The organism is Bacillus paralicheniformis, from assembly GCF_002993925.1.
Classification (GTDB): domain Bacteria; phylum Bacillota; class Bacilli; order Bacillales; family Bacillaceae; genus Bacillus; species Bacillus paralicheniformis.
This window is the reverse complement of the sequence record NZ_CP023665.1, coordinates 91,760-117,194: the sequence shown is the minus strand read 5'-3', so window position 1 is coordinate 117,194 and position 25,435 is coordinate 91,760. Positions and strand designations below refer to the sequence as shown.

Annotated in this window: 22 protein-coding genes and 2 tRNA genes; all 24 read right to left on the bottom strand. The window is 46.0% G+C overall.

What is annotated here, in order from left to right; translation table 11 throughout:
• Window position 1 precedes the first annotated feature (1 nt).
• Window positions 2-871, bottom strand: coding sequence for an aminodeoxychorismate lyase (gene pabC, locus CP943_RS00625; RefSeq protein WP_105980625.1), 870 nt, complete (start codon window positions 869-871; stop codon window positions 2-4).
• Entirely contained in the window at window positions 868-1,452 is a 585-nt protein-coding gene (gene pabA, locus CP943_RS00620; RefSeq protein WP_023855970.1) for an aminodeoxychorismate/anthranilate synthase component II, read from the bottom strand. Before pabA ends, pabC begins: the two co-directional genes overlap by 4 nt.
• Window positions 1,449-2,879, bottom strand: coding sequence for an anthranilate synthase component I family protein (locus CP943_RS00615; RefSeq protein WP_179289543.1), 1,431 nt, complete (start codon window positions 2,877-2,879; stop codon window positions 1,449-1,451). Before CP943_RS00615 ends, pabA begins: the two co-directional genes overlap by 4 nt.
• Before the next feature lie 198 nt (window positions 2,880-3,077).
• Window positions 3,078-4,001, bottom strand: coding sequence for a cysteine synthase A (gene cysK / locus CP943_RS00605; protein WP_020449826.1), 924 nt, complete (start codon window positions 3,999-4,001; stop codon window positions 3,078-3,080).
• A gap of 75 nt (window positions 4,002-4,076) precedes the next feature.
• Window positions 4,077-4,967, bottom strand: coding sequence for a peptidyl-prolyl cis-trans isomerase (locus CP943_RS00600; protein ID WP_026578991.1), 891 nt, complete (start codon window positions 4,965-4,967; stop codon window positions 4,077-4,079).
• Window positions 4,968-5,019: 52 nt separating this feature from the next.
• Complete coding sequence (gene hslO / locus CP943_RS00595; protein WP_020449824.1) at window positions 5,020-5,889, bottom strand: Hsp33 family molecular chaperone HslO; 870 nt, start codon at window positions 5,887-5,889, stop codon at window positions 5,020-5,022.
• An 11-nt stretch (window positions 5,890-5,900) separates the two neighbouring features.
• Entirely contained in the window at window positions 5,901-6,677 is a 777-nt protein-coding gene (locus tag CP943_RS00590; protein ID WP_003178242.1) for a type III pantothenate kinase, read from the bottom strand.
• Between the two features lie 200 nt (window positions 6,678-6,877).
• Window positions 6,878-8,797: an ATP-dependent zinc metalloprotease FtsH gene (ftsH, locus tag CP943_RS00585; protein ID WP_020449823.1), complete on the bottom strand. Its 1,920-nt coding sequence runs from the start codon at window positions 8,795-8,797 to the stop codon at window positions 6,878-6,880.
• A 96-nt stretch (window positions 8,798-8,893) separates the two neighbouring features.
• Complete coding sequence (gene hpt / locus CP943_RS00580) at window positions 8,894-9,433, bottom strand: hypoxanthine phosphoribosyltransferase (RefSeq protein ID WP_003178236.1); 540 nt, start codon at window positions 9,431-9,433, stop codon at window positions 8,894-8,896.
• The gene (gene tilS / locus CP943_RS00575; RefSeq protein WP_023855974.1) at window positions 9,417-10,847 is read right to left on the bottom strand and encodes a tRNA lysidine(34) synthetase TilS; all 1,431 of its coding nucleotides are present in this window, start codon (window positions 10,845-10,847) and stop codon (window positions 9,417-9,419) included. Before tilS ends, hpt begins: the two co-directional genes overlap by 17 nt.
• A 102-nt stretch (window positions 10,848-10,949) precedes the next feature.
• Window positions 10,950-11,984, bottom strand: coding sequence for a protein kinase domain-containing protein (locus CP943_RS00570; RefSeq protein WP_020449821.1), 1,035 nt, complete (start codon window positions 11,982-11,984; stop codon window positions 10,950-10,952).
• Window positions 11,953-12,690, bottom strand: coding sequence for a vWA domain-containing protein (locus CP943_RS00565; RefSeq protein ID WP_020449820.1), 738 nt, complete (start codon window positions 12,688-12,690; stop codon window positions 11,953-11,955). The genes CP943_RS00570 and CP943_RS00565 overlap by 32 nt, the downstream gene beginning before the upstream one ends.
• 76 nt (window positions 12,691-12,766) lie before the next feature.
• On the bottom strand, window positions 12,767-15,256 hold the full coding sequence (gene spoIIE, locus CP943_RS00560) for a stage II sporulation protein E (protein ID WP_020449819.1): 2,490 nt from the start codon (window positions 15,254-15,256) through the stop codon (window positions 12,767-12,769).
• A gap of 210 nt (window positions 15,257-15,466) precedes the next feature.
• A tRNA-Glu gene (locus tag CP943_RS00555) sits at window positions 15,467-15,538 on the bottom strand.
• 10 nt (window positions 15,539-15,548) lie between these two features.
• Window positions 15,549-15,622 (bottom strand) — tRNA-Met (locus tag CP943_RS00550).
• Between the two features lie 150 nt (window positions 15,623-15,772).
• Window positions 15,773-16,171, bottom strand: coding sequence for a S1 domain-containing RNA-binding protein (locus CP943_RS00545; RefSeq protein ID WP_003178226.1), 399 nt, complete (start codon window positions 16,169-16,171; stop codon window positions 15,773-15,775).
• A gap of 79 nt (window positions 16,172-16,250) precedes the next feature.
• Window positions 16,251-16,628 carry an FtsB family cell division protein gene (locus CP943_RS00540; protein ID WP_025809568.1) on the bottom strand — a complete coding sequence of 126 codons (378 nt, stop codon included), beginning with the start codon at window positions 16,626-16,628 and terminating at the stop codon, window positions 16,251-16,253.
• Window positions 16,629-16,644: 16 nt separating this feature from the next.
• Window positions 16,645-17,271, bottom strand: a complete 627-nt coding sequence (gene yabQ, locus CP943_RS00535) for a spore cortex biosynthesis protein YabQ (protein ID WP_020449817.1) — start codon at window positions 17,269-17,271, stop codon at window positions 16,645-16,647.
• The gene (yabP, locus tag CP943_RS00530; protein WP_011197470.1) at window positions 17,268-17,576 is read right to left on the bottom strand and encodes a sporulation protein YabP; all 309 of its coding nucleotides are present in this window, start codon (window positions 17,574-17,576) and stop codon (window positions 17,268-17,270) included. Before yabP ends, yabQ begins: the two co-directional genes overlap by 4 nt.
• A gap of 76 nt (window positions 17,577-17,652) precedes the next feature.
• Window positions 17,653-17,916 carry an RNA-binding S4 domain-containing protein gene (locus CP943_RS00525; RefSeq protein ID WP_003178218.1) on the bottom strand — a complete coding sequence of 88 codons (264 nt, stop codon included), beginning with the start codon at window positions 17,914-17,916 and terminating at the stop codon, window positions 17,653-17,655.
• Window positions 17,917-17,922: 6 nt separating this feature from the next.
• Window positions 17,923-19,392 carry a bifunctional methyltransferase/pyrophosphohydrolase YabN gene (gene yabN, locus CP943_RS00520; RefSeq protein ID WP_095293082.1) on the bottom strand — a complete coding sequence of 490 codons (1,470 nt, stop codon included), beginning with the start codon at window positions 19,390-19,392 and terminating at the stop codon, window positions 17,923-17,925.
• Window positions 19,382-20,974: a putative polysaccharide biosynthesis protein gene (locus CP943_RS00515; RefSeq protein ID WP_105980624.1), complete on the bottom strand. Its 1,593-nt coding sequence runs from the start codon at window positions 20,972-20,974 to the stop codon at window positions 19,382-19,384. Before CP943_RS00515 ends, yabN begins: the two co-directional genes overlap by 11 nt.
• A gap of 224 nt (window positions 20,975-21,198) precedes the next feature.
• The gene (gene spoVT, locus CP943_RS00510) at window positions 21,199-21,735 is read right to left on the bottom strand and encodes a stage V sporulation protein T (RefSeq protein WP_020449813.1); all 537 of its coding nucleotides are present in this window, start codon (window positions 21,733-21,735) and stop codon (window positions 21,199-21,201) included.
• Between the two features lie 137 nt (window positions 21,736-21,872).
• Complete coding sequence (gene mfd, locus CP943_RS00505) at window positions 21,873-25,406, bottom strand: transcription-repair coupling factor (protein WP_025809571.1); 3,534 nt, start codon at window positions 25,404-25,406, stop codon at window positions 21,873-21,875.
• Window positions 25,407-25,435: the final 29 nt, after the last annotated feature.

Below are 25,435 nucleotides of genomic sequence, written 5' to 3'. Positions count from 1 at the left end.
TTCACCCTTTAATTGAAATATAGTCTTTTGCTGCTTTTCTATCGTTAGTGTATGCCTCTTGCAGACGTTTCGACAAATTTCCATCCTTTCCCGGAAATTGAGTGCTGCCGATTCTCCGGAATGGAACGATTTCCTGAACGGAATTGGTCATCCATGCTTCGTCCGCAAAGAGAAGCTCCTTTAAAGGGTATACCCCCTGCATAACTTCGATTCCCATATCTGCAAGGCGCTCGATGACATAACGCCGGGTGACGCCGCCTAATATGCCGGTATCAAGAGAAGGTGTATACACACAACCGTCTTTTTCCCAAAAAATGTTGGAAATGATCCCTTCGGCTACAGCTCCGCCTTCGGTAAGAAAAATCCCTTCTTTGGCAGCGTCTGGTCCGAGCTCTCTTTTTCCGAACAGATTATTTAAAAAGTGATGTGATTTCAAGCGGAACGGACCTTCTGGCGTATTGCGTCGGACCTGTAAAATGACACCCTCCTTTTCAACCGGAATCGATTCAGGATGAAAAGGATTCATCATCACCATAACACCGGGTTTTTTGTATGAATCAGGAAAAAGACCTGAGTCACCGGGACCGGCAGATATATTTAACCGGACCTTGGCATCCAGATTTGGGGGCTGATTCAACTGAAGCAGCCTGTCAAGAATGGCAAGCACTTCGCTTTTTTTCAGCTCAAGCTCAATTCTCAGCTGTTCCAAAGCGTTGTTCAGTCTGTCCATATGCCAGTCTAAAAGGAAGGGCTCCCCTTCATAAAGGCGGAACGTTTCAAATACCCCGATTCCGTATAAAAAACCATGGTCAAAAGGAGAAAGTCTTGCTTCCTCCTCCTTCACATATTGACCGTTCAGGTAAATGATCATGTGTTCACTTTCTTTCGGTAAGTCTCAATAAAATTCTTCAGCATTTCTTTTCCGGAGGCAGTCATAATCGACTCCGGATGGAACTGAACGCCTTCAATAGGCAGTTCTTTATGCCTGATGGCCATAATCTCCCCTTCTTCCGTCCAAGCCGATGTCACAAAACAACCGGGCAGCGTATCCGGTTTGACGATCAACGAATGATACCTCGTGGCCGTGAGCGGATGTTCCAAGTCTTTAAAGACCGTCAACCCGTCGTGCAAGATTTCGGAAGTTTTCCCATGCATTAACCGTTCCGCCCTGACGACATCGCCTCCGAAAACCTGGGCGATCGACTGATGTCCGAGACAGACCCCGAAAATCGGTATCTTCCCGGCAAAATGGCGGATCGCTTCAAGGCTGATCCCGGCCTCATCCGGACTGCAAGGACCGGGAGATATCATCAAAAAGTCAGGCGACATATCCTCTATTTCCTGAAGCGTGATCTCATCGTTCCGCTTGACGACTAACTCCTCGCCAAGCTCGCCTAAATACTGAACCAAATTGTACGTAAATGAATCGTAATTGTCGATCATTAGAATCATATCTCAGCTCTCCTCTGCTCTTTTTTCTCTTCTTCACTCAACTGCAGCGCCTTTTTCATCGCCAGGGCCTTTTTAATTGACTCTTTATATTCATGCTTAGGGTTGGAATCGATGACGATTCCAGCTCCGGACTGCATGAACGCCTGGCCCGCTTTCACATATATCGTTCGGATAACGATATTAAAGTGCATATCCTGATTATATCCGAACCATCCTATAGAACCAGTATAAAGCCCCCGTCTCGTCGGCTCAAGCTCCTCTATAATTTCCATCGTTCTAACTTTCGGCGCTCCTGTAATCGTACCGCCGGGAAACACGGCATGGATGACATCCACGGCATCGCATTCGTCCCTTAGTTCCCCGCACACATTAGAGACGATATGCATGACATGGGAATACTTCTCAATCACCATGAATTCATCGACCCTGACCGAACCGTACTTGGAGACCCTGCCGAGGTCATTACGCTCTAAATCAACGAGCATCACATGTTCGGCGCGCTCTTTTTCATTCATGATCAGTTCGTTCGCGAGCGCTTCATCCTCCGCTTCATCCGCCCCGCGGGATCTCGTCCCGGCAATCGGTCTTGTCTCAAGCCTGGTGCCCTTTTTCTTAATGAGCAGTTCGGGCGACCCGCAGATGATTTGAAAATCCGGGGTTTCCAAGTAGGACATGTACGGCGAAGGGTTGATTTCTCTTAACATTTTGTATACCTCATAAGGAGGCGCAGACAGGCGCTCCGACTGGCGAACAGAAAGGTTCACCTGAAATACGTCGCCGCTTGCAATGTATTGCTTCACCTTCTCAACGGCCTGAGAAAAGCCGGCTTCTGTAAATGAAGCTGCGAATGACGGGCTTTTATTATCATTTGTTTGATGACCGCCAGCGGTCTTCGGATGTTCCGTCTTCCACATTTGCTCAAGCCTGTCCAGTTTCTCTTCCGAAGGGGCCGGCGATTCTTCAACGGTGTGGGTAATCACCCAAAGCTGCTGCTGCTTATGATCATAGACGGCTATATCATCAAATACGAGAAAGAATAAATCCGGCGTTTGCAGATCATCGATAGACAGGATTTTGAATTTCTCAATATATCGGGCATAGTCATAGCTTAGAAAACCGACAGCCCCGCCCTGAAAGTCGGGAAAATCTGCAACCGTCTCCGTTTTCAGCGTTTCAAACCACTGAGAAAACTGCTGAAACGGATCCCCCTCTTTGAATATGATGTCCCCTTTGTATTGAATCGTCGTGATGCCGTCTTTCCCTTTTGCTATTGCGACAGGGTCGAGCCCGGCTATGCTGTATTCTCCGCCTCTCGCACTTTCGAGCAGAACGCGGTATTGCTTTCCTTTCGACAGGCTTTCAAATTGCTCTAAAAACCGTTGATTGGAAAATGGGAACGCTCTGGCTACAGGCCTTCGTTGTCTCATCATATCATTCCTCTGCCGTTAGTCTAATGTCCTTATTGTAATGCATATCTTTTTTCTAGGAAAAGAGAATTTCATTTCCAATATAGAAAAAAGTCCTTGAGCATGTTCACTCAAGGACACCGAGCTTTTAAAAGGGCTTCGCCCGTGAAAAACAAAAGGCCGCCGACATTGTCGGCAGCCTCCCGTTTCAACTGGAGCCTATTCAAATTGATAAAGAGGCGTGCTTAAGTATCTCTCTCCGTTACTAGGAAGAACAGCGAGAACTTTTTTGCCTTTCCCAAGCTTTTTAGCGACTTGAAGAGCAGCACAGATCGCAGCACCCGAAGAAATTCCTCCGAGAATTCCTTCTTCTCTCGCCGCTTTACGGGCAAATTCAAAGGCTTCTTCGTTTTTCACTGTGATGATTTCATCGTAAATTTCCGTATTCAAGATTTTCGGAACGAATCCCGCTCCGATTCCCTGAATTTTGTGCGGACCTGGTTTTCCTCCGGAAAGAACAGGAGAATCAGTCGGTTCCACCGCGAAAATCTTGATGGACGGATTTTTTTCTTTCAGGACTTCTCCGGCACCTGTTATCGTTCCGCCGGTTCCGATACCTGCAATGAATGCATCTAAACCGTCTCCGAATTGTTCGGCGATTTCTTTTCCCGTTGTGCGGCGGTGAACTTCTGAGTTCGCAGGGTTGTTAAATTGCTGAGGCATAAAATAGCCGTGCTCCTCAGCCAGTTCTTCCGCTTTTTTAATCGCGCCTTTCATTCCTTCAGCACCCGGAGTCAGCACAAGCTCAGCTCCATATGCACGCAGAAGGTTGCGGCGCTCAGAACTCATTGTATCAGGCATAACAAGAATCGCTTTGATGCCCTTCGCTGCAGCGACCATGGCAAGTCCGATTCCCGTATTTCCGCTGGTCGGTTCAATCAGTGTATCTCCTTCTTTCAGAAGGCCTTTCTCTTCAGCATCTTCTATCATGGCAAGCGCAATCCGGTCTTTTACGCTGCTTCCAGGGTTCATATACTCCAGTTTCACATATACTTCAGCACTGTCTTCATCAACTAGTCGATTTAATTTAACGACAGGTGTATTTCCGATTAAGTCATAAACAGAGTTTGCAACGCGAACCATTTGAACACCTCAATTTCCGAGTAATTTTATTGGGATTATATCTAATTTATCAATATCAAAATATTTTGTCAATCTTTATTTTTTATCGTCATAAAACCAAGATACTTTCGCATCTTTCCAAAGTGTCTTCACCGAAGCTTTGTCGCCTAATTGATCCATCGCGATCTGCCTTCTGATTTGATTTTTCACTTCGCTGTAAGTGAAAGCTTGTCCCGGGAGCTTTTCTTTGAGCTGGATGATTGCATAGCCTTGGCTCGTTTTAATCGGTTCATCCACCCATTGATTTTCCTTTAGCTGCTCAGCTTTCTCTAAATATTCGGCCGGAATGTTTTCGTGCTGATCATTGACGAACCCGAGGTCGCCGCCGTAAGGAGACGTATACCGGTCAGTCGAATGTTCAGCCGCGGCCGCTTCAAAGCTGGATCCTTCCTTCAGCTCTTTAAGAACTTGTTCTGCTTCGTCTTTATCTTTGACAACGATATGCTTGAGGCGATAAGAATCATCGAATTTATATAAGTCCTTATTTTTGTTATAGAATGACTTCAATTCGCTGTCAGAAATGACAATATCTTTTGTCAGGAGCTCTTCTAGAAGAATATTATGCTTGATCTGCTCTTTCCATTCTTTTTCTGTTGTGGCTTCGTCTTCGTAGAAGGAATTGTATACAGCTTTAATCAGCAGAAATTCTCTTTCAATGTCTTCATCAGACACTTTGATCTTATTTTTTTCGGCCATTTGGGTAACAACGCGGTCGTTGATCATATCTTCAAGCGTTGATTTTCCATAGCGCTCTTCCATTTCGCTCAGCCATTCTTCACGCGTGATGCCGTTTTTTCCGATATGTGCAATGACTTCTTGAGCGGACGGTGAAGAAGCAGTCTGCGATTTCGTCAAAACATACGCGATCACGATACAGTTGACAAAGATCGCACCTAAAATAATCGGCCAAAGTGTTCTTGATTTCAATATGGTGTCTCCCCTTTCCCCATTGTAAAAGACCCGCTACTGCATAGCGGGCTTATATTTCATCTCGAAGCGCTTCAAGCTCTTCCTTTGTAAACAGATACTTTTCATTGCAAAAATGGCATTGAGCCTCAGCTTGGCCATCTTCATCAATCATCTGTTGAATTTCATCTTTGCCAAGACCGATGATGCCTCCTGAGAAACGCTCTTTTGAACAATTGCATGTAAACCGGACAGGAACGGTTTCCAGTATTTCCGGTTCTTCTCCCAATACCGCAGCCAGCACTTCCTCAGGTGTCAAACCTTTCTGAATCAGCTTTGAAATGGGCTCCACTTGAGAAAGGTTTGTTTCAAGCTTCGTGATTGTTTCATCGTCCGTGCCCGGCAGCAGCTGAAGGATAAATCCGCCTGCAGCTAAAATCGTATTGTCAGGGTTGACGAGCACCCCTACACCCACCGAAGAAGGAACCTGTTCAGAAGATACGAGATAATATGTAAAATCCTCGCCGATTTCTCCGGAAACGATCTCAACCTGGCCTGTAAATAAATCGCGGAGACCGAGATCTTTTACTACGCTTAGTGTGCCGGACGTACCGACGGCTCTTCTGACGTCCAGTTTGCCGTGTTCATTTAAGTCAAAATGAACGTGCGGATTGGACACGTAGCCCCTGACATCTCCTTTTGCATTTCCGTCAGCGACAATCGCGCCGATAGGTCCGCCTCCTTCAATCTTGACGGTAAGCTTGTCTTCGCCTTTCAGCATGGCACCGAGCATGACAGCCGCCGTCATCGTTCTTCCTAAAGCGGCGGAAGCGGTAGGCCATGTGTTATGCCTTCTTTGGGCTTCATGAATCGTTTCTGTTGTATTCGCTGCATATGCTCTCACTTTGCCGTCATATGCGATGGCTTTCACTAAATAATCCATACCTCATCCTCCTATACACTTTCAACACGATTCCGTTCATAAATAAGCTCTAGTCCCTTCAATGTAAGGAACGGGTCAACGATATCGATGCAGTCCGATTCGTCTGCTATCAAGGAAGCAAGACCTCCCGTCGCAATGACTTTCGGATTTTTCTTGGACTGCCATTTCATCCGTTTGACAATGCCTTCAACCTGTCCGACGTAGCCGTAAAGGATTCCGGACTGCATCGCGCTGACCGTACTTTTGCCGACAATATGATCGGGCCGTGCAATTTCAATTCTGGGAAGCTTGGCAGCTCTCGAATAAAGCGCTTCAGTTGAAATCGTGATGCCCGGCGCGATCGCACCGCCCATGTACTCCTTGCGCTCGTTAATATAACAGTACGTCGTAGCGGTTCCAAAATCAACGACAATCAGGGGGCTCCCATAGAGATGAATAGCCGCCACTGCATTTACAATGCGGTCTGCTCCGACTTCTTTCGGATTATCGTATTTTATGTTTAATCCTGTTTTCATTCCCGGACCGACAATCTGAGGCTCGATCTGAAAATATTTAATACACATTCTTTCGAGGGAGAACATGATCGGAGGTACAACTGATGAAATAATAATTCCTTCGATCTGGTCAAACATCAGTCCGACATAATCAAATAAAGAACGAAGAAGCATGCCGAATTCATCTTCCGTTTTATGGCGGCTTGTCTCAATCCGCCAATGATATTCGAGCTCTCCTTCGTGGTAGATGCCAAGGACGGTGTTTGTATTTCCCACATCTATAACAAGCAACATTCTGATCACCACTTTTGACTAGTTTCTCTTACTTGGGCATAAAACATTCTACCATCATACAATACACGATGCCGATTCTGTTTGTAAACGAATCAAATCGTAGTGAACAAAGATTTTCCAAAGAGGTTTTTTAACCATAAAAAAAGAAAACTGCCAAAAGCAGAGCTTGGCAGTTTTCCTGAAGAGGCGGAAATGAGTCGTTACTCTTTCTCATCCTCGTTTTTTTCTTCGTCATCTCGTTTATTGATGTTGACTTTCACATCGTCTGTCTTTTCCTGATCATCCGAATATGTGCGATCAGGAAGTCTTCCGTGCTCAGACAAATGTTTGATTTGCTCAGCGTCGAGCGTTTCAACTTCCAGCAATGTTTGAGCGATCAGCTCAAGTTTGTCGCGATTTTCAGTAAGGATTGTTTTTGCACGTTCATAACATTCCTTAATGAAGCGCTGAATTTCTTTATCGATTTCATACGCAATCGCGTCGCTGTAGTTTTGGTCATTGTTGAAATCGCGTCCCAAGAACACTTGCCCGCCTTGCGATTGTCCGAATTGAAGAGGACCGAGCTTTTCAGACATACCGAATTCAGTTACCATTCGTCTGGCAATGCCTGTAGCGCGCTGGAAGTCGTTATGGGCACCCGTGCTGACCTCACCGAAGATGATCTCTTCAGCTACACGGCCTCCAAGCAAGCCGACGATCTTATCGAGAAGTTCGGGTTTGGTTTGGAAATAACGGTCTTCCTTAGGAAGCATAACGGCGTATCCGCCCGCTTGGCCGCGCGGTACGATCGTTACTTTATGCACCATATCCGCTTCATCCAAGACAAGTCCGATTACAGTGTGTCCCGCCTCGTGATAAGCCACGATATTGCGTTCTTTTTTCGAAATGACCCTGCTTTTCTTTGCAGGTCCGGCGATGACGCGGTCTGTCGCTTCATCGATGTCTCGCATATCGATCTTTTTCTTATCTTGACGCGCTGCTACGAGAGCCGCTTCATTTAAAAGGTTTTCAAGATCTGCACCTGAGAATCCAGGCGTCCGCATCGCGATCGCTTTTAAGTTTACGGATTCATCAAGCGGCTTGTTTCTTGCGTGTACTTGAAGTACAGCTTCACGGCCTTTAACATCTGGGCGGTCAACTGTAATTTGACGGTCAAAACGTCCCGGACGCAGCAATGCAGGGTCTAAAATATCGGCGCGGTTTGTCGCAGCGATAATGATGATTCCTTCATTGGCGCTGAATCCGTCCATTTCAACAAGAAGCTGGTTGAGCGTCTGTTCACGTTCATCGTGCCCTCCGCCAAGACCTGCTCCCCGCTGGCGTCCGACAGCATCAATTTCATCGATGAAAATCAGACACGGTGCATTTTTCTTAGCGTTTTCGAATAAGTCGCGAACACGTGATGCACCAACCCCGACGAACATTTCAACGAAGTCAGAACCGCTGATGCTGAAGAAAGGCACCCCTGCTTCTCCGGCACAAGCTTTCGCCAGCAATGTTTTACCGGTACCCGGAGGTCCGACCAAAAGCACGCCTTTCGGAATCCTTGCTCCGAGTTCAGCGAACTTGCGGGGATCCTTGAGGAAATCAACGACTTCCACAAGCTCTTGCTTTTCTTCATCCGCTCCTGCCACATCTTTGAATTTGACGCGTTTCTTTTCTTCTGTATAGAGCTTCGCCTTGCTTTTTCCAAAGTTCATAACACGGCTTCCGCCGCCTTGAGCCTGATTAAGCAGGAAGAAGAAAAGAATGAAGATAATAACAAAAGGGATGATGGTGGTAAAGAACGTCATCCATCCATTTGCTTCCTGTGCAGGTTCTACTTGTATCTTCGTTTTTTTCACTTGATCAATAATTTGATCTGCCCCTTTTCCTTCAGGAACATGGGTCAGGAAATATTGATCTTTCTCATAGGTCGTCAGCTGTCCCCGAACCTCGTACACGCCCCTGACAGGCTGGATGGAGACATTTTCAACCTTCCCTTTATCTAGGTTTGAAACAAAGTCACTATACGTCATATTTTCTGTTTTCGGATTTGCGGTTTGGAAGTAGCTCACAACTCCGATCACAACTAATAAAATAAGTAAATAAAAAATGGTATTACGGAAGACCCGATTCATTCCTTACCTCCTCCCACAGTAAGCACAACTATGTTCAATAGTATCATAGAAAATCGTTCCAATACAACAGATATCCCTTTCGCTAACAAGCCCGAATCAGCTCTCATAAACCGCAGGTTTCAGCACTCCGATGTACGGAAGGTTACGATAGCGTTCAGCATAATCGAGACCATATCCGACAACGAATGCATCGGGAACTTCAAAGCCGACGTAATCCGCTTTGATATCCGCTTTTCGTCCGCTTGGTTTATCAAGAAGGGTTACGATCTTAATCGATTTTGCTTTGCGGTATCGGAAAAGCTCTACAAGATAACTCAAGGTCAGCCCACTGTCGATGATATCCTCAATAATTAAGATGTCACGGCCCTCTACAGATGTGTCCAAATCTTTAATGATTTTTACCTCTCCGGAAGAAACCGTTGAACTGCCGTAGCTTGATACATCCATGAAATCCATTTCCAAATATGTATCAATATGCTTCAAAAGATCAGCCATAAACGGCATGGCTCCCTTTAACACACCGATTGCCAGCGGAAACTTGCCGCTGTACTCTTCTGTCAGAGTTGCGCCCAGCTCCTTGACTTTCTTTTGGATCTCTTCTTCTGAGATCAAGATATTTTCAATATCCTGTTTCATTCTTTGCTAGCCCCCTACACTTTTCATGCTGTCTATATTGTAATACAATGCGATCATTGTTTGTAACATCAAGTTCCTCAAAAATGGTTTTTTTCAGACCAGGTATCCAAATAATGTTTCCAACCGCGTCTGTTACAATGGGCCAGCTGTCTCTTTTCGCAAGAGGCACTTTTTCATCAATAAATATATCTTTAACCTTTTTTGAGCCGTTCATCCCTTTAAGTTTGATTCGGTCTCCGTTTTGCCTTGTCCGTACATAAAGGGGGAATTGAACCTGCTTGGGACTTGTTGCAAAAACATCGTTTCCTTGCAGCTTCCGGGTTGAACCGGGTCCGCTCACATGAAGGGAGGAGCCGTCGGGAAGCTTCAGTTCTTCTTCGTCTGCCCCGCTTATTTCATAATGATAGGAAACATTTTCACATTGTAAACGCTGAAATGTAAACAAACATGTATGATAAGATTTTGCAACTTTTAGCCCATTCGGAAAATCAAGGGAACCGGATGGTCCACCTTGTGAAATCCAATCCAGAAACACTTGAATATGATGGGCTGAAAACGCTGATGGAACGTTTTCATAAAGATAGTTTAATATTAGATGAACTCCCCTTCTTTGTAAAGGCATAGGGAGCGCAAGAAGCCGATCGATGCTGATTTCGACACCGGAACTTGACTTGCTTGTGATTACTGTATTCATTTTGTCTTTCGTTAATGCCTGTAAGTATAATTCGTCTTCTGTCAGGAATTCACTGACGGATTGAAACCTTTTATGGACATCTTCCGACTCTTTCTTCAGAAAAGGGAGAACATGGTGCCTGAACCGGTTCCTTGTGTAATCATCCTCACTGTTGCTCGGATCGGTTCTATACGGTATTCGATTCTCTTTGCAGTAAGCCAAAAGATCATCCTTTGACAGCCTTAGAAACGGCCTAAGCAGCCAGCCGCTGTCAAAACGGCGCTTTGGCTGAATTCCAGCAAGCCCGAGCCCGACAGTGCCTTTTGCCATCTTCATCAGCATCGTTTCCACCTGATCATCGCCATGATGAGCCAGAACCAGGTATTCAGCCCGGCGCCTTTTCATTAATTCTTGAAAAAACGCATACCGGCATTCTCTCGCAGCAGCCTGTTTATTCAGATTGTTTTCCGCGGCAAATGTCAGGACATCGATTTGCACCGCCTCGCATTGTATGCCTTCCGCCTCGCAGTAGTCCTGAACGAACCGCATATCATGCTCAGACTCTTCGCCTCTGAACATATGATCGACGTGTGCGGCAATCAGCGTCGCCGAGGCAGGAACCGTACGTTGCAGAGCATGCAGCAGCGCCATCGAATCAGGCCCGCCGGAGACGCCTGCAACCAGTGTCGCTCCATCAAATGACAGTTCGTATTTTCTCATGAAATCTTCAATACTTTTCACAATGTCCTCCCACTAAGAGCAGGGTGTATTTCAAAAGATATAAATATCCTAACACTTTCAATCGGTCCCTGCAAAGAAGAGCTATCCGCCAGCAAAGCAGAGCTAAATAAAAAAGAGAACGATATACGCAAAGTAAAGGGCAAGAACGCTTACGACGATCAGCAGCGTTTCAAAAACACCGCCGGATTTAGAACTGTTTCTTTGCTTTCTGCGCCCACTTCTTAACATTTGCTGCTGAGGCGTCCCCCGCTTATGCCGCGGGCCTTGAGACGGGGCGGATGCCGATGAAGAGCGGGCGGTTCTCGACTGGCGGCTGCTTTGCATTCTGGCCGGCCGTCCGATTGCCAGGAGGTCTCCCTTCATTTCATCAGCTGTTCGATAGCTTCCTTTTAAAGCAGAAGCAAGAACCGGCTTATACCGCTTTAAAAACGGCTGTCCGTCGATGACTGACATAAGCTGTTCCTGAGGTCTTGCTGTCTTTTTAAATTCTTTTTTCACCGCACAGTTCACCATAATCATGGCGACTGAAAACAGATCATACGAAGGCTCAGCCTTACGGGTTCCAAATTCCCAATAGCCTCTGTCAAAAAACTCTGTATATTCCTTGATTGCCCGGCCTTCTTTTGTCGTCCCGCCCACATCAATGCAGCGGATTTGCGGCGGCGGGCCCGTCACGATTAAATTCTCGGGCTTTAAATCTCCAAACACCCATCCTTCGCGATGAATGGCCGACAAACTTGAGAGAAGCTGGCTGATTAGCACCGGTATCCATTCCTCGCCTTTTTCGTTTACATATCTTAAAAGAAGCGGACCTTCAATATATTCCATGACATAAAATGAAAGTTTTTTGCCCGCACCCGCAACCATCATGTCATCCACATCAAAAAAAGAAGGCCCCATTGCTTTTGCCTGGGCCTTTGAGAAAGATTTCAGAACATTCACTTCCGAGGTAATGGACAGGCTGTCATCGCTCACTTTTAATGCAACGCGGCCCTTTCCCGAATCGGCCAGATATACAACGCCATTCGCCCCTTTTCCAAGCTGTCTGATGATCTTGTAGGAATGATTGTTCCACTTTCCAACAACGGCTGCACCCGGCTTTAGACTAGCCGCCAAACTCGTCGAAGTGTTTTTCATCGTCTTCTAACATTCTCCTTCTTGAGCCGATTTTGTTAAAATGCTGAATCGCCTCTCGTATTGCGGGTCCTGTCGGCGTAATGCCGCCGGCTGAAAGCTTGGAAAATATTGAAGAAAGAGATTCAAACTTCGGGGTCCAATCAAGCACAAGCTCGACCTCTTGTTTTTTCCCGGGAAATATAAGCATCGCAAATTCGTTTTCGCCGATTCTTGAATTGAGACTGATGGAAAGGTCTATCAATGCTTCTTTAACAGTCGGCAGCTTCGGATTCATGCTCGCGCTTGTATCGACAAGAACCAATACATGAAGATGTACGGTCTCACCGAGCTCATCTACGACTTCCATAACTTCACCGCGTTTATCAGGAGGCAGTTCATCCATTTCGGTATGCTTGCCGAGAATTTGTTTGAGCTCACTATTGACAACGCCTTGAAGGGTTTGCGTCATCGCCTTTTTTGTCACCATTTGAACAGTCTGCGACAGCTGCGACGCGTAAACAACCTGGTGAACTCCCCCGCCTGCGAGGGCGATCCCTTCAACTTCTTTCATCGCCTCCTGATCCATTTCATGCTCGTCCATAATCCCAATCACATTCACGGTAATTCCCTGCTCCTTCGCAAAGGCGGCCATGGCCTGCGGGTCTTCGCCGCGGTTTGAACAGCCGTCCGTCAAAAGCAGGATTTGATTCAAGTGCCCCTTTTTCATCGTTTTTATTCCTCCTGGACAAAGATATCTTGATTTAGTTCCATCATCGCCAGAAGAAATTTGATTTATACGAAGGCTAAGAAATCTCTTGATTCTTTTGGAAAAAAGACGGCGCCGGAATGGAGGCCCACTTTGGCGTATTATGGTCCAGCTTGATAACAATCACCGTCATATCGTCCTCAATCAGACCCGACCTTGTCCGAATCACTTCTTCCATGATCAAGTCGGCGATTTCCTGCGGCTCCTCGGTTTTCAAAGATTTCAATTTACGCTTCATCCACAGATCATGATTTTCAACATGTCTAGGCCCTTCAAAGATTCCGTCGCTCATCATGATCAAAAGGTCTCCCGCTTTTAATTGCTCGCTGACTACATCAACATCGAATTCTGTAATGATGCCGATCGGCAGATTGCTGGCCTGCACTTTGATAATCTGATCGCCTCTTTTAATAAAGCTCGGGGTGGAGCCGATTTTCAAAAACTTGCAGCTCGCATCCTGAAGATCGATGACCGATAAATCCAATGTCGAATATATTTCATCTGTCGTCCTTAATGAAAGAATGCTGTTGATCGTTTTAATCGCCACTTTTTCGTCGATGCCCGACTGAAGAATCTTTTCCAACAGCTTGATCGTCTCATTGCTTTCAAAATGGGCCCTTGCGCCATTTCCCATACCATCGCTGATGGCGGCCGCATATTTGCCGGTGCCGAGCTCCATCATATTGTAGCTGTCGCCGGAGACAAGCCCTCCTCCTTTTGCTGCATGTGCGGCTCCCGTCACCACCCTGTATGACTTCGCCGAACCGAAAGCAACATGACAATATCCATTCGGATGGCCGGCGCACTGTTCCGCTTTGACGATAATTTGTTCTTCCAAAATATCGGACAGCATCGGAGCGATGATTTTTTCACACTCCCCGTGGCCGTTGCAATACGGGATACTCATTTCGATATCGATATTTCCCTGCTCTAGGCTGTAAATTTCGACTTGTTGAATTTCAATGCCGAAATGCTGCAGCGCATCCCGAATTTGTTCTTCTTGAATAAAATGCTGCTCCCTCTCCCTTTTTATTTCCCGAGAAAAGTCCGCCATGACCTGAGAAACCCCGAGCAGCTGCTCTGCGACGAGACGCCTGCTGTCATGCACCTTTTGTTTTAATGTCTGGTTTGCCCTAAAATGAGACAGCTCGTCTTCCATCAGCGCTTCTACTTGCTTTGATTTGGAGCAGTGCTGATGAAACTCCTTTTTCAGCTTGCGGTTTTTAAAATATTGCTTTTCTTCTGTTTCCTGCATAACTCGTTTCATCAAGTCATATGTTTTATCAAAGTTCTGAACCCAGCACTTGTTTTTCTTATAACAGGACTGGCAGGAGTGTTCTGTTACAGTGCTCAAAAACAGATCGATCTCTTTTTCTTTTCCTTCATCATCCGGAACCGAATGATAAAAGGTAGCGAAGCTTTCGGATAATGCGTGAAAAACACTCGAAAACTGATCGACCTTCTGCGCGGTGACATCGCGGATTTTTCTTGCATATTGCTGCTGTTCCTGAGCGTGTTCAGTCGTTCCCGGTATATACTTAGCCACTTTTTTCGTAATCGACTGAGGGGTTAAAAGGAACAGACCGATTGCAATCAGTGATTCATAAAGCGTCGGCACAAGTTCAGCTGAACCTTCTCCGTACAGAGAAATCAATAGAGATCCGATCAATAAGCCGACCGCAGCACCGAACTTTTTTCCTTCTTTTAACAAACCGCCGAGAAGGCCTGAAAAAGCCAGCAGGCTCATCTGATATAAATTGCCGATATTTGAAAGGCTGAGGATCAGCCCGGTCACAACACCGACTGTACAGCCGATGCTCGCGCCCCCGATGAACGCGAAAGCGAGCACGACATAACGGGCCAATATCAGTTCAGCCTGCATGCCTTGAAAAGAAACGCCTGTCAAACCTGTGAGAACAGAAGCGATTAAAATCATAAAACAAATGATCTCTTCAATTTTCAGCGACTGTTTCGCCCGCTTTGATGTAACAATCGGCAGGCTTTGCAAAAAAATCAGTGTGAGGATAAACGATAACCCGGCTTCAACAAAAGCCATAATATAGTGATAACCCGAAACCGTTCCGTATTCGGCATATACGAATCCGCATCTTGTCACAGCCATCGCTAAAAAGACGACGACAGGCAGCGTTCTGACGCGATCTTTTATAATAAGAGACGTCATTTTGGAACATATCGCAAATGCAAACAGAGCCGCAAGCACGAACAGCGAATGCTGAGGCGATATGCTCAGAGCCCCGGCAAGAAGTGCCAGGCATGCAAGAAAAGCTTTATCTTTTTTAATTAAAAGCATCGCTCCGAAAAATGGAAGAGCAAAGGGAATGACCTCTGACAGAATGAAGGCTCGTCCCAATAAAAAACCGATGATCATATAGATCAGCCCTTTATAAAAAAAGAGGGAATATAAATGCTGCATTACAAGCTTCGTCGTGCTGCCAATCCATGAATACAATTTTTGAACAACAGGTCCAGCTATTGGGCTGTTCACTCTTCTTTCCGCTTTTTCCATGCTCTCATCTCCCACTCGTTTATTCGTTGCTTGCCATTATAACGAAAGATGAAATAGGATTTTGTCAAAAGAAGGTAATGAATTCAAAGAACTGTTCGACGCTTTTTGTAGCATGCTTCAATCACTCTTGATAAGTCGAGTCCATTCCCGTTATTTTGCGTATTTTTATGCAGCAAAAAAACCGGCTTCAGAAGAAGCCGGTTTCCGGAATGACCCGTACGGGATTCGAACCCGTGTTACCGCCGTGAAAGGGCGGTGTCTTAACCACTTGACCAACGGGCCTTCATATAAGTAGCGGCGGAGGGGATCGAACCCCCGACCTCACGGGTATGAACCGTACGCTCTAGCCAGCTGAGCTACACCGCCATGTTGTTGATTTCTTTTAACGCACAAGTTCTATAATACAAAGGATTGTCCTATCCGTCAATAGAAATTTTAATAAAAATTTTATAAGACAATAAAAAGGCATCCGTTGGGATAAGACGAATGCCTTTCGTATATATAGAAAGCAGCAAGTTAACCTCTTCTTGCTCCGCGCCCTCCACGTTTTGATTCCGTGTTGCGTTTTAGAGACGATAAGCGATCTTCACTGTCTTTTAAAAACTTATTCATTTTCTGTTCAAACGTTTCTTTAGAGCGGAAATCATTTTTAGGTCTCGCAGGTCTTGATGATTGAGGACGGTCTACAGCCTTTTTGATCGACAAGCCGATTTTCCCATCTTTCTCAACATTGATGACTTTAACTTCTACTTGATCACCAACCTTCAGATGATCATTAATGTCCTTCACGTAGTTATCGGCTACTTCGCTAATATGAACAAGACCTGTTGATCCTCCAGGCAGTTCAACAAACGCTCCGAAATTTGTAATACCTGTTACTTTCCCTTGCAACTTGCTGCCAACTTCAATCGACATAAAAAAAGTGCTCCTCCTTAGACTTAAAAAAGATCATTTGTTTAATTATACATAAAGAAAAAAATAAGTGTCAACAAGGCTACTTGCTCTTATCTTCAAACTTGAAGATGATTTCGCCATCTTTTGAGAGGTAATAATCCTTTCTGGCAAGCTCTGCAACGTAGTCCTCATCCTTTAATTTCACAATCTCATCTTTCAAATCCGATTTTTTTGCTTCCAGTTGTTCCAATTGTTTCAAAAGGTCTTCTTTCTTCTCTTGCTTCGCGCTGATATCCGAAGTCTGCGACCAAAGAGAACTGACAATCACAATCGCCGACAGCAGCACAACGGCGCCGAAAACCATCAACCGTCTGTATAGACCGCGTCTTTTTCTTTTCAGCTGCTGCTGTTTTCGCTCCATCTGCTCTTTGTATTCGTTCTGTATTTGCGATATGTTGCGTCTCGTGGGATCATTCATTCCAGACGGCCTCCCCTCATTTTTTTAAAAGTTTTGCCTTAATTGTTATGAATAGTTTCTTCCCCTTTTCGAAAAATCCTGCTCCTTTTTGCAAAAAGCGTCTCAACAATCCCCGAACCGGGGCGGGAAGAAGCCTGCAGCATTGATATAGTATAAAATAAATCGGATATCCTGCAAATTTTAATATCTTATATAAACATACCGCAAAAAAACGAAAAAGAACATAGATATTTCTCATTGTAAAAAGAATGATGGCAAAAATAGCTTGAAACGTCCATACAACAGGCCGAAACACCATCATCTGCATCATCTTTGAGACCAGCCTGGAGATGAATATGAAAAAGGAAATCATCCATTCCAAAAGCTTGATATAGATCTGCTTAAAAAGGCTTTGATAAGCGGCAAATCCAAGCATGACCGCCAGAAAGATATAAATTCGGAATTCCCCTTCATTCACGCTCAGCAAAACATAGAAAAAAAGGAGACCTTGTACCACCCAAAACAAAAAGTCATGGAGAAACAACAGCCACCTTGCTGTTTTTGAGCGAACGACAAAACGGGTGTAGGTGTCAAGGGAAGCGCCAAGCCATGCCCCCATTCCGGCCATGGCCAGCATCGTATAGAACTGAGTGGTCAGCGTCATTTAAACAACTTGCTAAAAAATCCTTTAGCTTTCTCCCCCTGCTGCTCATCCAAATAGACGAGATCAAGCACTCTTCCCTTGATGGAGACAACGCCTTTTTCCACATCGAGATTCTTCATCTGCAGGTTTTCGCCTCTGACTGCCAGCATGCCCATGACCGTCTCAAGTAAGAATTCCTCATTGTCAAAGCTCTCGACCTGTTTGACACCGGATATATCCAGCAGCTTGCGGCCCTTCATCGTCACATTATGTTCAGGACCAGATGCCCCGCCGGAAGGGTTGTGCTGATCATAATATACATTCATCGATTCATCCCCCATATCCTCATACTAAAGATTCGATACTGCATTGTATGAGACGGGGGATTTTTTTAGAACAAGCCTATTCTCCTCCCAGCTTCTCTTCTTTGAGAACGGTATACATATCAGCGGCTTCTTCTTTTTTTGTCGTATCCTTCAATTCATTGACTTTGACGGTTACAAGCTTTTGGCCAAAACGCACCGCAAGCTCGTCTCCCGCTTTGACAACAGAGCTTGCTTTCGCCTGCTGGCCATTGATCGAAATTCTTCCCTGGTCAGCCACTTCTTTTGCAAGCGTCCGTCTTTTAATCAGCCTTGATACTTTGAGAAATTTGTCGAGTCTCATCACTTGTCAGCTCCTTTCAATGTCTTTCGCTTCATTCCACAATTCGTCCATTTCTTCAAGCGTCATACTTTCCAGATCCTTGCCCATGCGCTTTGCAGATTGTTCAATATGCGTGAACCTTCTGTAAAACTTGGCATTTGTCATCGCCAGGGCTTCTTCCGGTTCAATTTTATAAAACCGGCCGATGTTGACGAGAGCGAATAAAAGGTCGCCGAACTCTTCTTTCATTTTTTTGCTGGACTGTTCGGCTTCGGAAATTTCTGAAGAAAATTCTTTCATTTCCTCGTGAACTTTATCCCAAATATCCTGGACATTCGACCAGTCGAATCCGGTCTTTGCCGCCTTTTTCTGAAGCTTGTTCGCTTTTGACAAAGCAGGCAGCGGCTTTGGAATGTCGTCGAGAAGGGATGGATCGTCCACTTGTTTCTCCTGTTTCTTGATCTCTTCCCAGTTTACCATGACGTCGGCCTCATCACGAACAGATACTTCTCCGAAGACATGCGGATGCCTTCTGATCATTTTTGCCGTAATGCCGCGAATCACATCGTCAATTGTAAAAAGACCGTCATCCTCGCCGATCTGCGCATGCAGCAGAACTTGGAGCATCACATCGCCGAGCTCCTCAACAAGGTGGTCGGGATCTTCTTCATCAATCGCCTCGAGCACCTCATAGCATTCTTCAATTAAGTATTTTTTGAGCGATTCATGGGTTTGTTTCCGATCCCACGGGCAGCCGTCCGGTCCGCGCAGCTTCCTGATGACGCTGCGGAACATCGAAAATTCCTGGTACAGAACCTCCTCGTCTTTGACCGGCGGAACGTAGACGCTCGTTAAATTATTGATACCGACACTTCTGTCCAATTCGTAAAGAGGCACTGTCCGAATGTCTTGCATACTGCTTCCGGCCGCTGTGACAATGACGACTTCATAGTCATCAGGGAGCTTTTCCATCAACGTCAGTTTGACCTCTGATGCCGTCATTTGATCATATACCTGGCAAATAATCAAATGATGACGGAGCTCGACTTCGTCAGCGGAAAACCGGACGGCGTCGACAAACTGAAACCCGTCAATCGGATCGATCTGCAAAGCATTTAATGTCGCATCAATAAAGCTGTGGCCTCCCTCGACAACGACATCGGCCTGATGAGCGCCCCGCCTCTCAAGCAAAAGCTGAACCGTTTTTTCAGCGACGAACGGGTGGCCCGGAACGGCATAGAGCACATCGCGCTGCTTCGCCTCCTCAAACAGCCGCTCTACGATCTCCTCGTAAACATCTTCGAATTGATCATGCTTTTCATAGACCTCATCAAAAAAATGAATCTCAGCTATTTCTTTTTTCAGGTCTTCTATTAACGGATGGTCTTTCGTCCTGACATAAAGAACCTCCGCTTGTGTGAGCCGTTTATATACACCGAGGGTTAATTGATTCATATCGCCTGCCCCCAGGCCGACTACCGTGATTTTACCGGCCATGTCTGCCGCCCCTTTCTCGTTTTAATGTCAGGAGCTTGCTGCCAAAAGGTACAAGCTCAAGTTCTTTTTCTGAAAACACGCGTAATGTGAAGATACCGGACAAAAAGACAATGCCGCCGACGAATACGGCGCTAAGACTTTCCGCAGTCGCGATCCATCTGTTTTCATGAGGTATGGCCGCTTCAAAAGCAAAAAGCCACACCGCCAGAGCGGCCGACATGATCACAGCCGACAGCAAAACTCCCGCTATCCTGTATTCCGGCAACTTGATCCAGCCTTTCCTTTTCAGCTGAAAAAAATTGAGTCCAGCGACAGTAGCGAATGACATCATAGTCGCAAAAGCGGCGCCGGAAATGCCGAAACCGGGGATCAGGAGCTCGTTCAATACGGCTTTCACAAAAAAGCCGCAGCAGACGGAAACAGCTGGAAGACATGTATTGCCGAGTCCTTGCAAAACAGCAGTCATCGTGATCGCCAACGATGCAAACAGAATCGACACGCTGAAAATCTGCAGCGCAGCCGTTCCATCGCTGTTCTTAAACAGCATGACATTCACCGGCTCCAAAATGCATATCAGACCGGCGGCTGCTCCAGTGCCGATGACGAAGCTCATTTTTAGCGAATAACGGATCTTTTCCTCCAGAACCGCCGTTTCTCCATTTTTCTTCGCTTTTGTAAGGGACGGGACAAGAGCTGTCGCAATGCTCGCAGCAAAAACGGTTCCAAGCTGCAAAAGCGGCTGTCCTCTGTCATACACCCCTTTTGTATGTTTCGCCTGAAGTTCGTCCATTCCTTGTCCGGCCAGCAATGAATACAAGTTCATTGCGTCGACGAGCTGGATGAGAATCAGCATGAGGCCGGCCGTGCAAATCGTAACCGAGTACAGACACAGCTGTTTCAAAATATCGCCTGTACCGGCCTCTATCCCGGCGGCAGCGGGTTGCTTTTCACGCTTGGCCCAAAACACGGCGAGAATGAAAAACGCCGCAAGGCCGCCGACAAGGGAGCCAAAGGCAGCCCCTGCCCCGGCGTCATATAAGGAAAAGCCGTTTTTGACGAGCCACCACGTCAAAATGAGGATCGCCCCGACCCGGAGTGTCTGCTCTCCAATTTGAGAAAGTGCCGTCGGAAGCATCCGTTCGCCTCCTTGAAAATAGCCTCTAAGCAAAGACACGAGCGGCAGCAGCAAATAAGAAAACGACACGGCGCGGATCACCCCGGCAAGGGCGGGATCACCCATAAACCCTGCGATGGCTTCGGCTCCGGCAAACAAGAGAAGAAAAAAGCCAAGGCCCACGACCGACAAAAAAAACATAGACACCCGGAGAATTTTTGCCCGGTTTGCCGTCCCGTAATCATTCAACAACTTTGAAATGATGACCGGGAACCCGGAGGTGGCAAGCATCACAGATATTCCGATCATCGGATACACCTGCTGAAAAATATAAAAACCGACATCTCCAACTATATTTTGAAAAGGCACTCTATATACAGCGCTTAATATCTTTGATAATATCCCCGCCAATGATAAAACAAAGGCGCCTTGCCAAATCCATTGTCTTTGGCCTTTTAAAAACCCCATTCCTTTAAGCTCCTTCCAATGCGCTTTCTCTCAGCTTTCTAAAAAGCGCACGAAACGTGCTTATTATACCATATTCAAGACTCATACCCCGCCTGCAACTGTGAACTAAAAAAGAACAGCCCAAAAGGTGCTGTTCCAACTGCTGATGTTGATTCAAGCTGAGAAAAACGCTTTCGGCATTCCAGCTCGTTCGAGCAGGAATGTCAAAATAAAAGGAATGAGACCTATTGTTCCATTTGACGGGCCAAAAAACCAGCGGCGGTTTCAACCGCTTTATGTTCCACTTCTCCGATTGACTGGTCTTTCGAAAAAATGACAACCGCTCCGATCGGATCGCCGTTTGCAACAATCGGACCGACGGTATAAGAAGCAACCTCTTCGTCAATACCATCAATAAGCTGAATTGTCTTGGCGTCTCCTTCCAAAACAGAATTTCGCTGATCCATCGCCTTTTCGACCATGTCGCTGATCGATTTGTTTAAATAGTCTTTTTTAGACCCCCCGGATACTGCGATATACACATCCCGGTCGCAAATCAGCACGGAATGGCCCATGCTGTCATAAAGCGCATCAGCATACTCCTTTGCAAAGTCGCCGAGCTCGCTGATCGGAGAATATTTTTTTAAAATAACCTCCCCATCCCGGTCCACAAATATTTCCAAAGGGTCTCCTTCACGAATGCGCAAAGTTCTGCGGATTTCCTTCGGGATCACGACCCGGCCTAAATCATCAATTCGACGTACGATACCAGTTGCTTTCATCTCTGCTGCCTCTCTTTCATTTGATGATATATCTGGTGGATATAAACAGAGCTGTGTACTTATGTAACACTCTCCACTCTTGATTGGTTTTAGTATCCTTCACATCAAATGTAATATACGCGAGAAACAACAAATTTTTATGATGAAGCGATCGTTTGCTTTTTAACGTTTTGAAGGCCTTTCAATATTTCGAGAAGCGTTTCCAGCCACTCTTCCGGATTTCGGTTTTTCACTTGAATCGAAATTTTCAATTTCTTTCCTTCCATCCCGAGGCCGATCTGTCTGCCGTACTTGCTGCCGAGTTCAAACAGTTTTTGGCCGTCTATTTCGGCACTAGCTTTTTCGTCAATCGTCAGTCTGACGGCGTCTTTATCCTGCTTGATCAGCTCGACGCGTTCGGTGATGGCATATACCTTCGCCTCTGCGATGGCGAATAAATATTCGACTTCTTTCGGGTATTCGCCGAAGCGGTCGATCATCTCGTCTTGAAGCTCGCTCTTTTCTTCAATGGTTGAAATCGCTCTGAACCGTTTATACATATCTATTTTTTGCTTGCCGTCTGTCACATAAGTCTGCGGAATATATGCGTCAAGCTCCAAATCGATTTCCGGTTCAAATTTTTCAGCTTGCGGTACATCTCCCTTGCGAGCTTCTATTGCTTCCTTGAGCATTTGCGAATATAAATCAAAACCGACAGAATCAATGAACCCGTGCTGCTGCGCACCTAAAAGGTTTCCGGCGCCGCGGATCGTCAAATCGCGCATCGCGATTTTAAATCCTGACCCGAGTTCTGTAAATTCTTTAATCGCCTGAAGCCTTTTTTCGGCCACTTCCGTAAGGACTTTGTCCTTCCGGTACGTAAAGTAAGCGTAAGCTACACGGTTTGAGCGCCCGACACGGCCCCTCAGCTGGTACAGCTGGGAAAGCCCCATCTTATCTGCGTCAAATACAATTAGGGTATTGACGTTTGGAATATCAACGCCCGTTTCAATAATCGTTGTGCTGACGAGCACATCCGATTCTCCCTCTAAGAAATTCAGCATGACCGATTCGAGTTCGTTTTCTGTCATCTTCCCATGGGCATACGTCACCTTGGCATCAGGCACAAGCATCGAGATTTCTTCCGCTTTTCTTTCAATATCCTCCACCCGGTTGTACAAGAAGTAAACCTGACCGCCCCTGGCCAGCTCGCGTTCTATCGCTTCTCTGACTAGGGCCCCGTTGTATTCGACAACGTACGTCTGTACAGGGAAGCGGTTTTCCGGAGGCGTTTCAATGACTGACAAATCTCTGACACCGAGCATGGACATATGAAGGGTTCGAGGTATCGGAGTTGCCGTTAACGTCAAAACGTCGACATTCGCTTTAATGCGTTTAATTTTTTCCTTGTGCGTGACACCAAACCTTTGTTCTTCATCGATGATAAGCAGTCCAAGATCTTTGTACACGACATCCTTGGACAACAGCCTGTGAGTGCCGATTACGATGTCAATCGTTCCGTTTTTTAAGCCCTTGATCGTTTCATTTGCTTCTTTTCTCGTCCGGAACCGGCTGAGCAAACCGATATTAATCGGGTAGTCCTGGAAACGTTCCAATATCGTTTCATAGTGCTGCTGTGCGAGGATCGTAGTCGGCACGAGGATCGCGACCTGTTTTCCGTCTGCAATCGCTTTAAAGGCGGCGCGGATCGCCACTTCCGTTTTGCCGTAGCCCACATCGCCGCAAAGGAGCCGATCCATCGGTCTTTCTTTTTCCATGTCTCTTTTAATCTCATGGATCGATCTCAGCTGGTCCTCTGTCTCCTGATAAGGAAATGCGGCTTCAAACTCACGCTGCATTTCATGGTCGGGAGAAAACGCGTAACCTTTGCTTGCTTCCCTTTCGGCATAAAGCTTGATCAAGTCATCGGCGATATCCTGGACAGAGCTTTCAACCTTTTTCTTAACCCGTTTCCATTCGCTTCCCCCGAGTTTATAAAGCTTCGGCTCTTTGCCTTCGGAACCGACGTATTTTTGCACCTGATCAATTTGGTCAACCGGTACGTAAAGCTTGTCGCTTCCCTGGTAGTGAATATTCAGGTAATCCTTATGAATGCCGTTGATCTCCAGCGTTTCAATCCCTAAATACTTTCCGATACCGTGGTTCACATGGACGACATAATCGCCGATCTGAAGCTCCGAGTAGCTTTTGATCCGTTCGGCATTGGTCAGTTTTTGTTTGCGCGCCTGCTTTTTGACACGCTTTTTAAACAGTTCTTCTTCGGTAATGACGGCCAGCTTGATCATCGGAAGTTCAAAGCCGGATTGAAGACCGCCTTCCATAATGTAAATCTGGCCTTGGGCAAGCGCTGCATCCTGGTCGGCCTGGGCGGCTTCGATCTCATAATCGGACAATACAGACGCAAGTTTTTCGACGCGTTCTTTGCTGTCCCCTAGAAAAACCGTTGTATATTTCGATTTCTTAAACCGTTCAATCTCATTTTTGAGCACATTCATTTGTCCGTGAAAGCTCTGCATTTGCTTGCTTGAAACATTGACGATGTTTTGCGGACTGGTGTGCTGCACATGCCTTAAAAACAGCGAGTAATACAAAATCGGGCGGGACTGTTTTGAAATGAGGCTGTGAAAAGGAAATGACATTGCTGTATCATGAAGGATTTTCCCTTCTTCCAGCAGGCTCGTAATCCATTCTGCCTCTTCCTTTTGAAGCTGGTCTTCCATTTCATGAATACGGCTGATCTCATCTAGTATCAGCAAAGTATTTTTCGGGAAATAATCTAGTAAACTAGCAGGCCTCTCATAGAAATAAGAAAGGTATTTAACCATTTCCTGGCCGATATGACCTTCCTTGAGCCGCTCTTTATCTTCCGCGATATTTTGATCGAGAATTTCCTTTTGTTTATCAAGCTTCAGCTTTTTAAGACTGTTGGCAAGACCTTTATCGATTTGTTCAAGCGCTCTTTGCCGATCTTCATCCCGCACGATCAGTTCCTTCGCAGGGCCGATCGTTACTTCATCGCGCGTTTCCAGTGAGCGCTGATCATCCGTATTGAATATACGAATCGAGTCAACTTCTGTATCAAACAATTCAATCCGGACAGGGTTTTCTTCGGTCAATGAATAGACATCGATAATCCCCCCGCGAATACTGAATTCGCCTGGAGCCGCCACCATATCCGTACGCTCATACCCCATTTGAACAAGCTTCTGAAGCAGCTGTTCCGGGTCGATGTCGCGCCCCGTCTCAATGCGAATCTGACTGTTTTGCCATACTTCGACAGGGGGCAGCATTCTTCTGACGGCTGCTGCCGGAGCAATAACGATAGGCGTTTCACCGCTTGCAAGCCGATTTAAGACATCAAGCCTTTGCGAGCGCAGCTCAGGGCTTGCCACCGCAATTTCAGAAGAAATCAATTCGTTGACAGGATATAAAAGGACAGGCTGATCTTTTATCAGCCCTGTCAAGTCATCTGTAATTTTTTGAGCCTGATAAAGGTTATGCGTAATTAAAAATACCGGCCGTCTCGTTTCTTTTGTAAGAGCGGCTGTAAATAACGACCGGGCAGATCCGGAGAGCCCCGCAAGCAGCTGTTCCTTCAGCCCTTCGTTCAAGCCGTTGACGATGGATTTAAAATCATCGCTTTTTGTGATATAGGATTGAATATTGTTCAAATGAGCCCCTCCTCTCTTCCTCAAATAGA

Coding starts and splice junctions, on each gene's coding strand:
- spoIIE (WP_020449819.1), bottom strand. CDS start 15,256: ATGGAAAAAGCGGAAAGAAGAGTGAACAGCCCAATAGCTGGACCTGTT.
- CP943_RS00565 (WP_020449820.1), bottom strand. CDS start 12,690: ATGAAAAAGGGGCACTTGAATCAAATCCTGCTTTTGACGGACGGCTGT.
- CP943_RS00540 (WP_025809568.1), bottom strand. CDS start 16,628: ATGAATGATCCCACGAGACGCAACATATCGCAAATACAGAACGAATAC.
- pabC (WP_105980625.1), bottom strand. CDS start 871: ATGATCATTTACCTGAACGGTCAATATGTGAAGGAGGAGGAAGCAAGA.
- CP943_RS00515 (WP_105980624.1), bottom strand. CDS start 20,974: ATGGGGTTTTTAAAAGGCCAAAGACAATGGATTTGGCAAGGCGCCTTT.
- spoVT (WP_020449813.1), bottom strand. CDS start 21,735: ATGAAAGCAACTGGTATCGTACGTCGAATTGATGATTTAGGCCGGGTC.
- CP943_RS00570 (WP_020449821.1), bottom strand. CDS start 11,984: ATGAAAAACACTTCGACGAGTTTGGCGGCTAGTCTAAAGCCGGGTGCA.
- yabQ (WP_020449817.1), bottom strand. CDS start 17,271: ATGACGCTGACCACTCAGTTCTATACGATGCTGGCCATGGCCGGAATG.
- CP943_RS00590 (WP_003178242.1), bottom strand. CDS start 6,677: ATGTTGCTTGTTATAGATGTGGGAAATACAAACACCGTCCTTGGCATC.
- CP943_RS00615 (WP_179289543.1), bottom strand. CDS start 2,879: ATGAGACAACGAAGGCCTGTAGCCAGAGCGTTCCCATTTTCCAATCAA.
- hslO (WP_020449824.1), bottom strand. CDS start 5,889: ATGGATTATTTAGTGAAAGCCATCGCATATGACGGCAAAGTGAGAGCA.
- hpt (WP_003178236.1), bottom strand. CDS start 9,433: ATGAAACAGGATATTGAAAATATCTTGATCTCAGAAGAAGAGATCCAA.
- ftsH (WP_020449823.1), bottom strand. CDS start 8,797: ATGAATCGGGTCTTCCGTAATACCATTTTTTATTTACTTATTTTATTA.
- CP943_RS00545 (WP_003178226.1), bottom strand. CDS start 16,171: ATGTCGATTGAAGTTGGCAGCAAGTTGCAAGGGAAAGTAACAGGTATT.
- cysK (WP_020449826.1), bottom strand. CDS start 4,001: ATGGTTCGCGTTGCAAACTCTGTTTATGACTTAATCGGAAATACACCT.
- yabP (WP_011197470.1), bottom strand. CDS start 17,576: ATGAATGTATATTATGATCAGCACAACCCTTCCGGCGGGGCATCTGGT.
- yabN (WP_095293082.1), bottom strand. CDS start 19,392: ATGGCCGGTAAAATCACGGTAGTCGGCCTGGGGGCAGGCGATATGAAT.
- pabA (WP_023855970.1), bottom strand. CDS start 1,452: ATGATTCTAATGATCGACAATTACGATTCATTTACGTACAATTTGGTT.
- CP943_RS00525 (WP_003178218.1), bottom strand. CDS start 17,916: ATGAGACTCGACAAATTTCTCAAAGTATCAAGGCTGATTAAAAGACGG.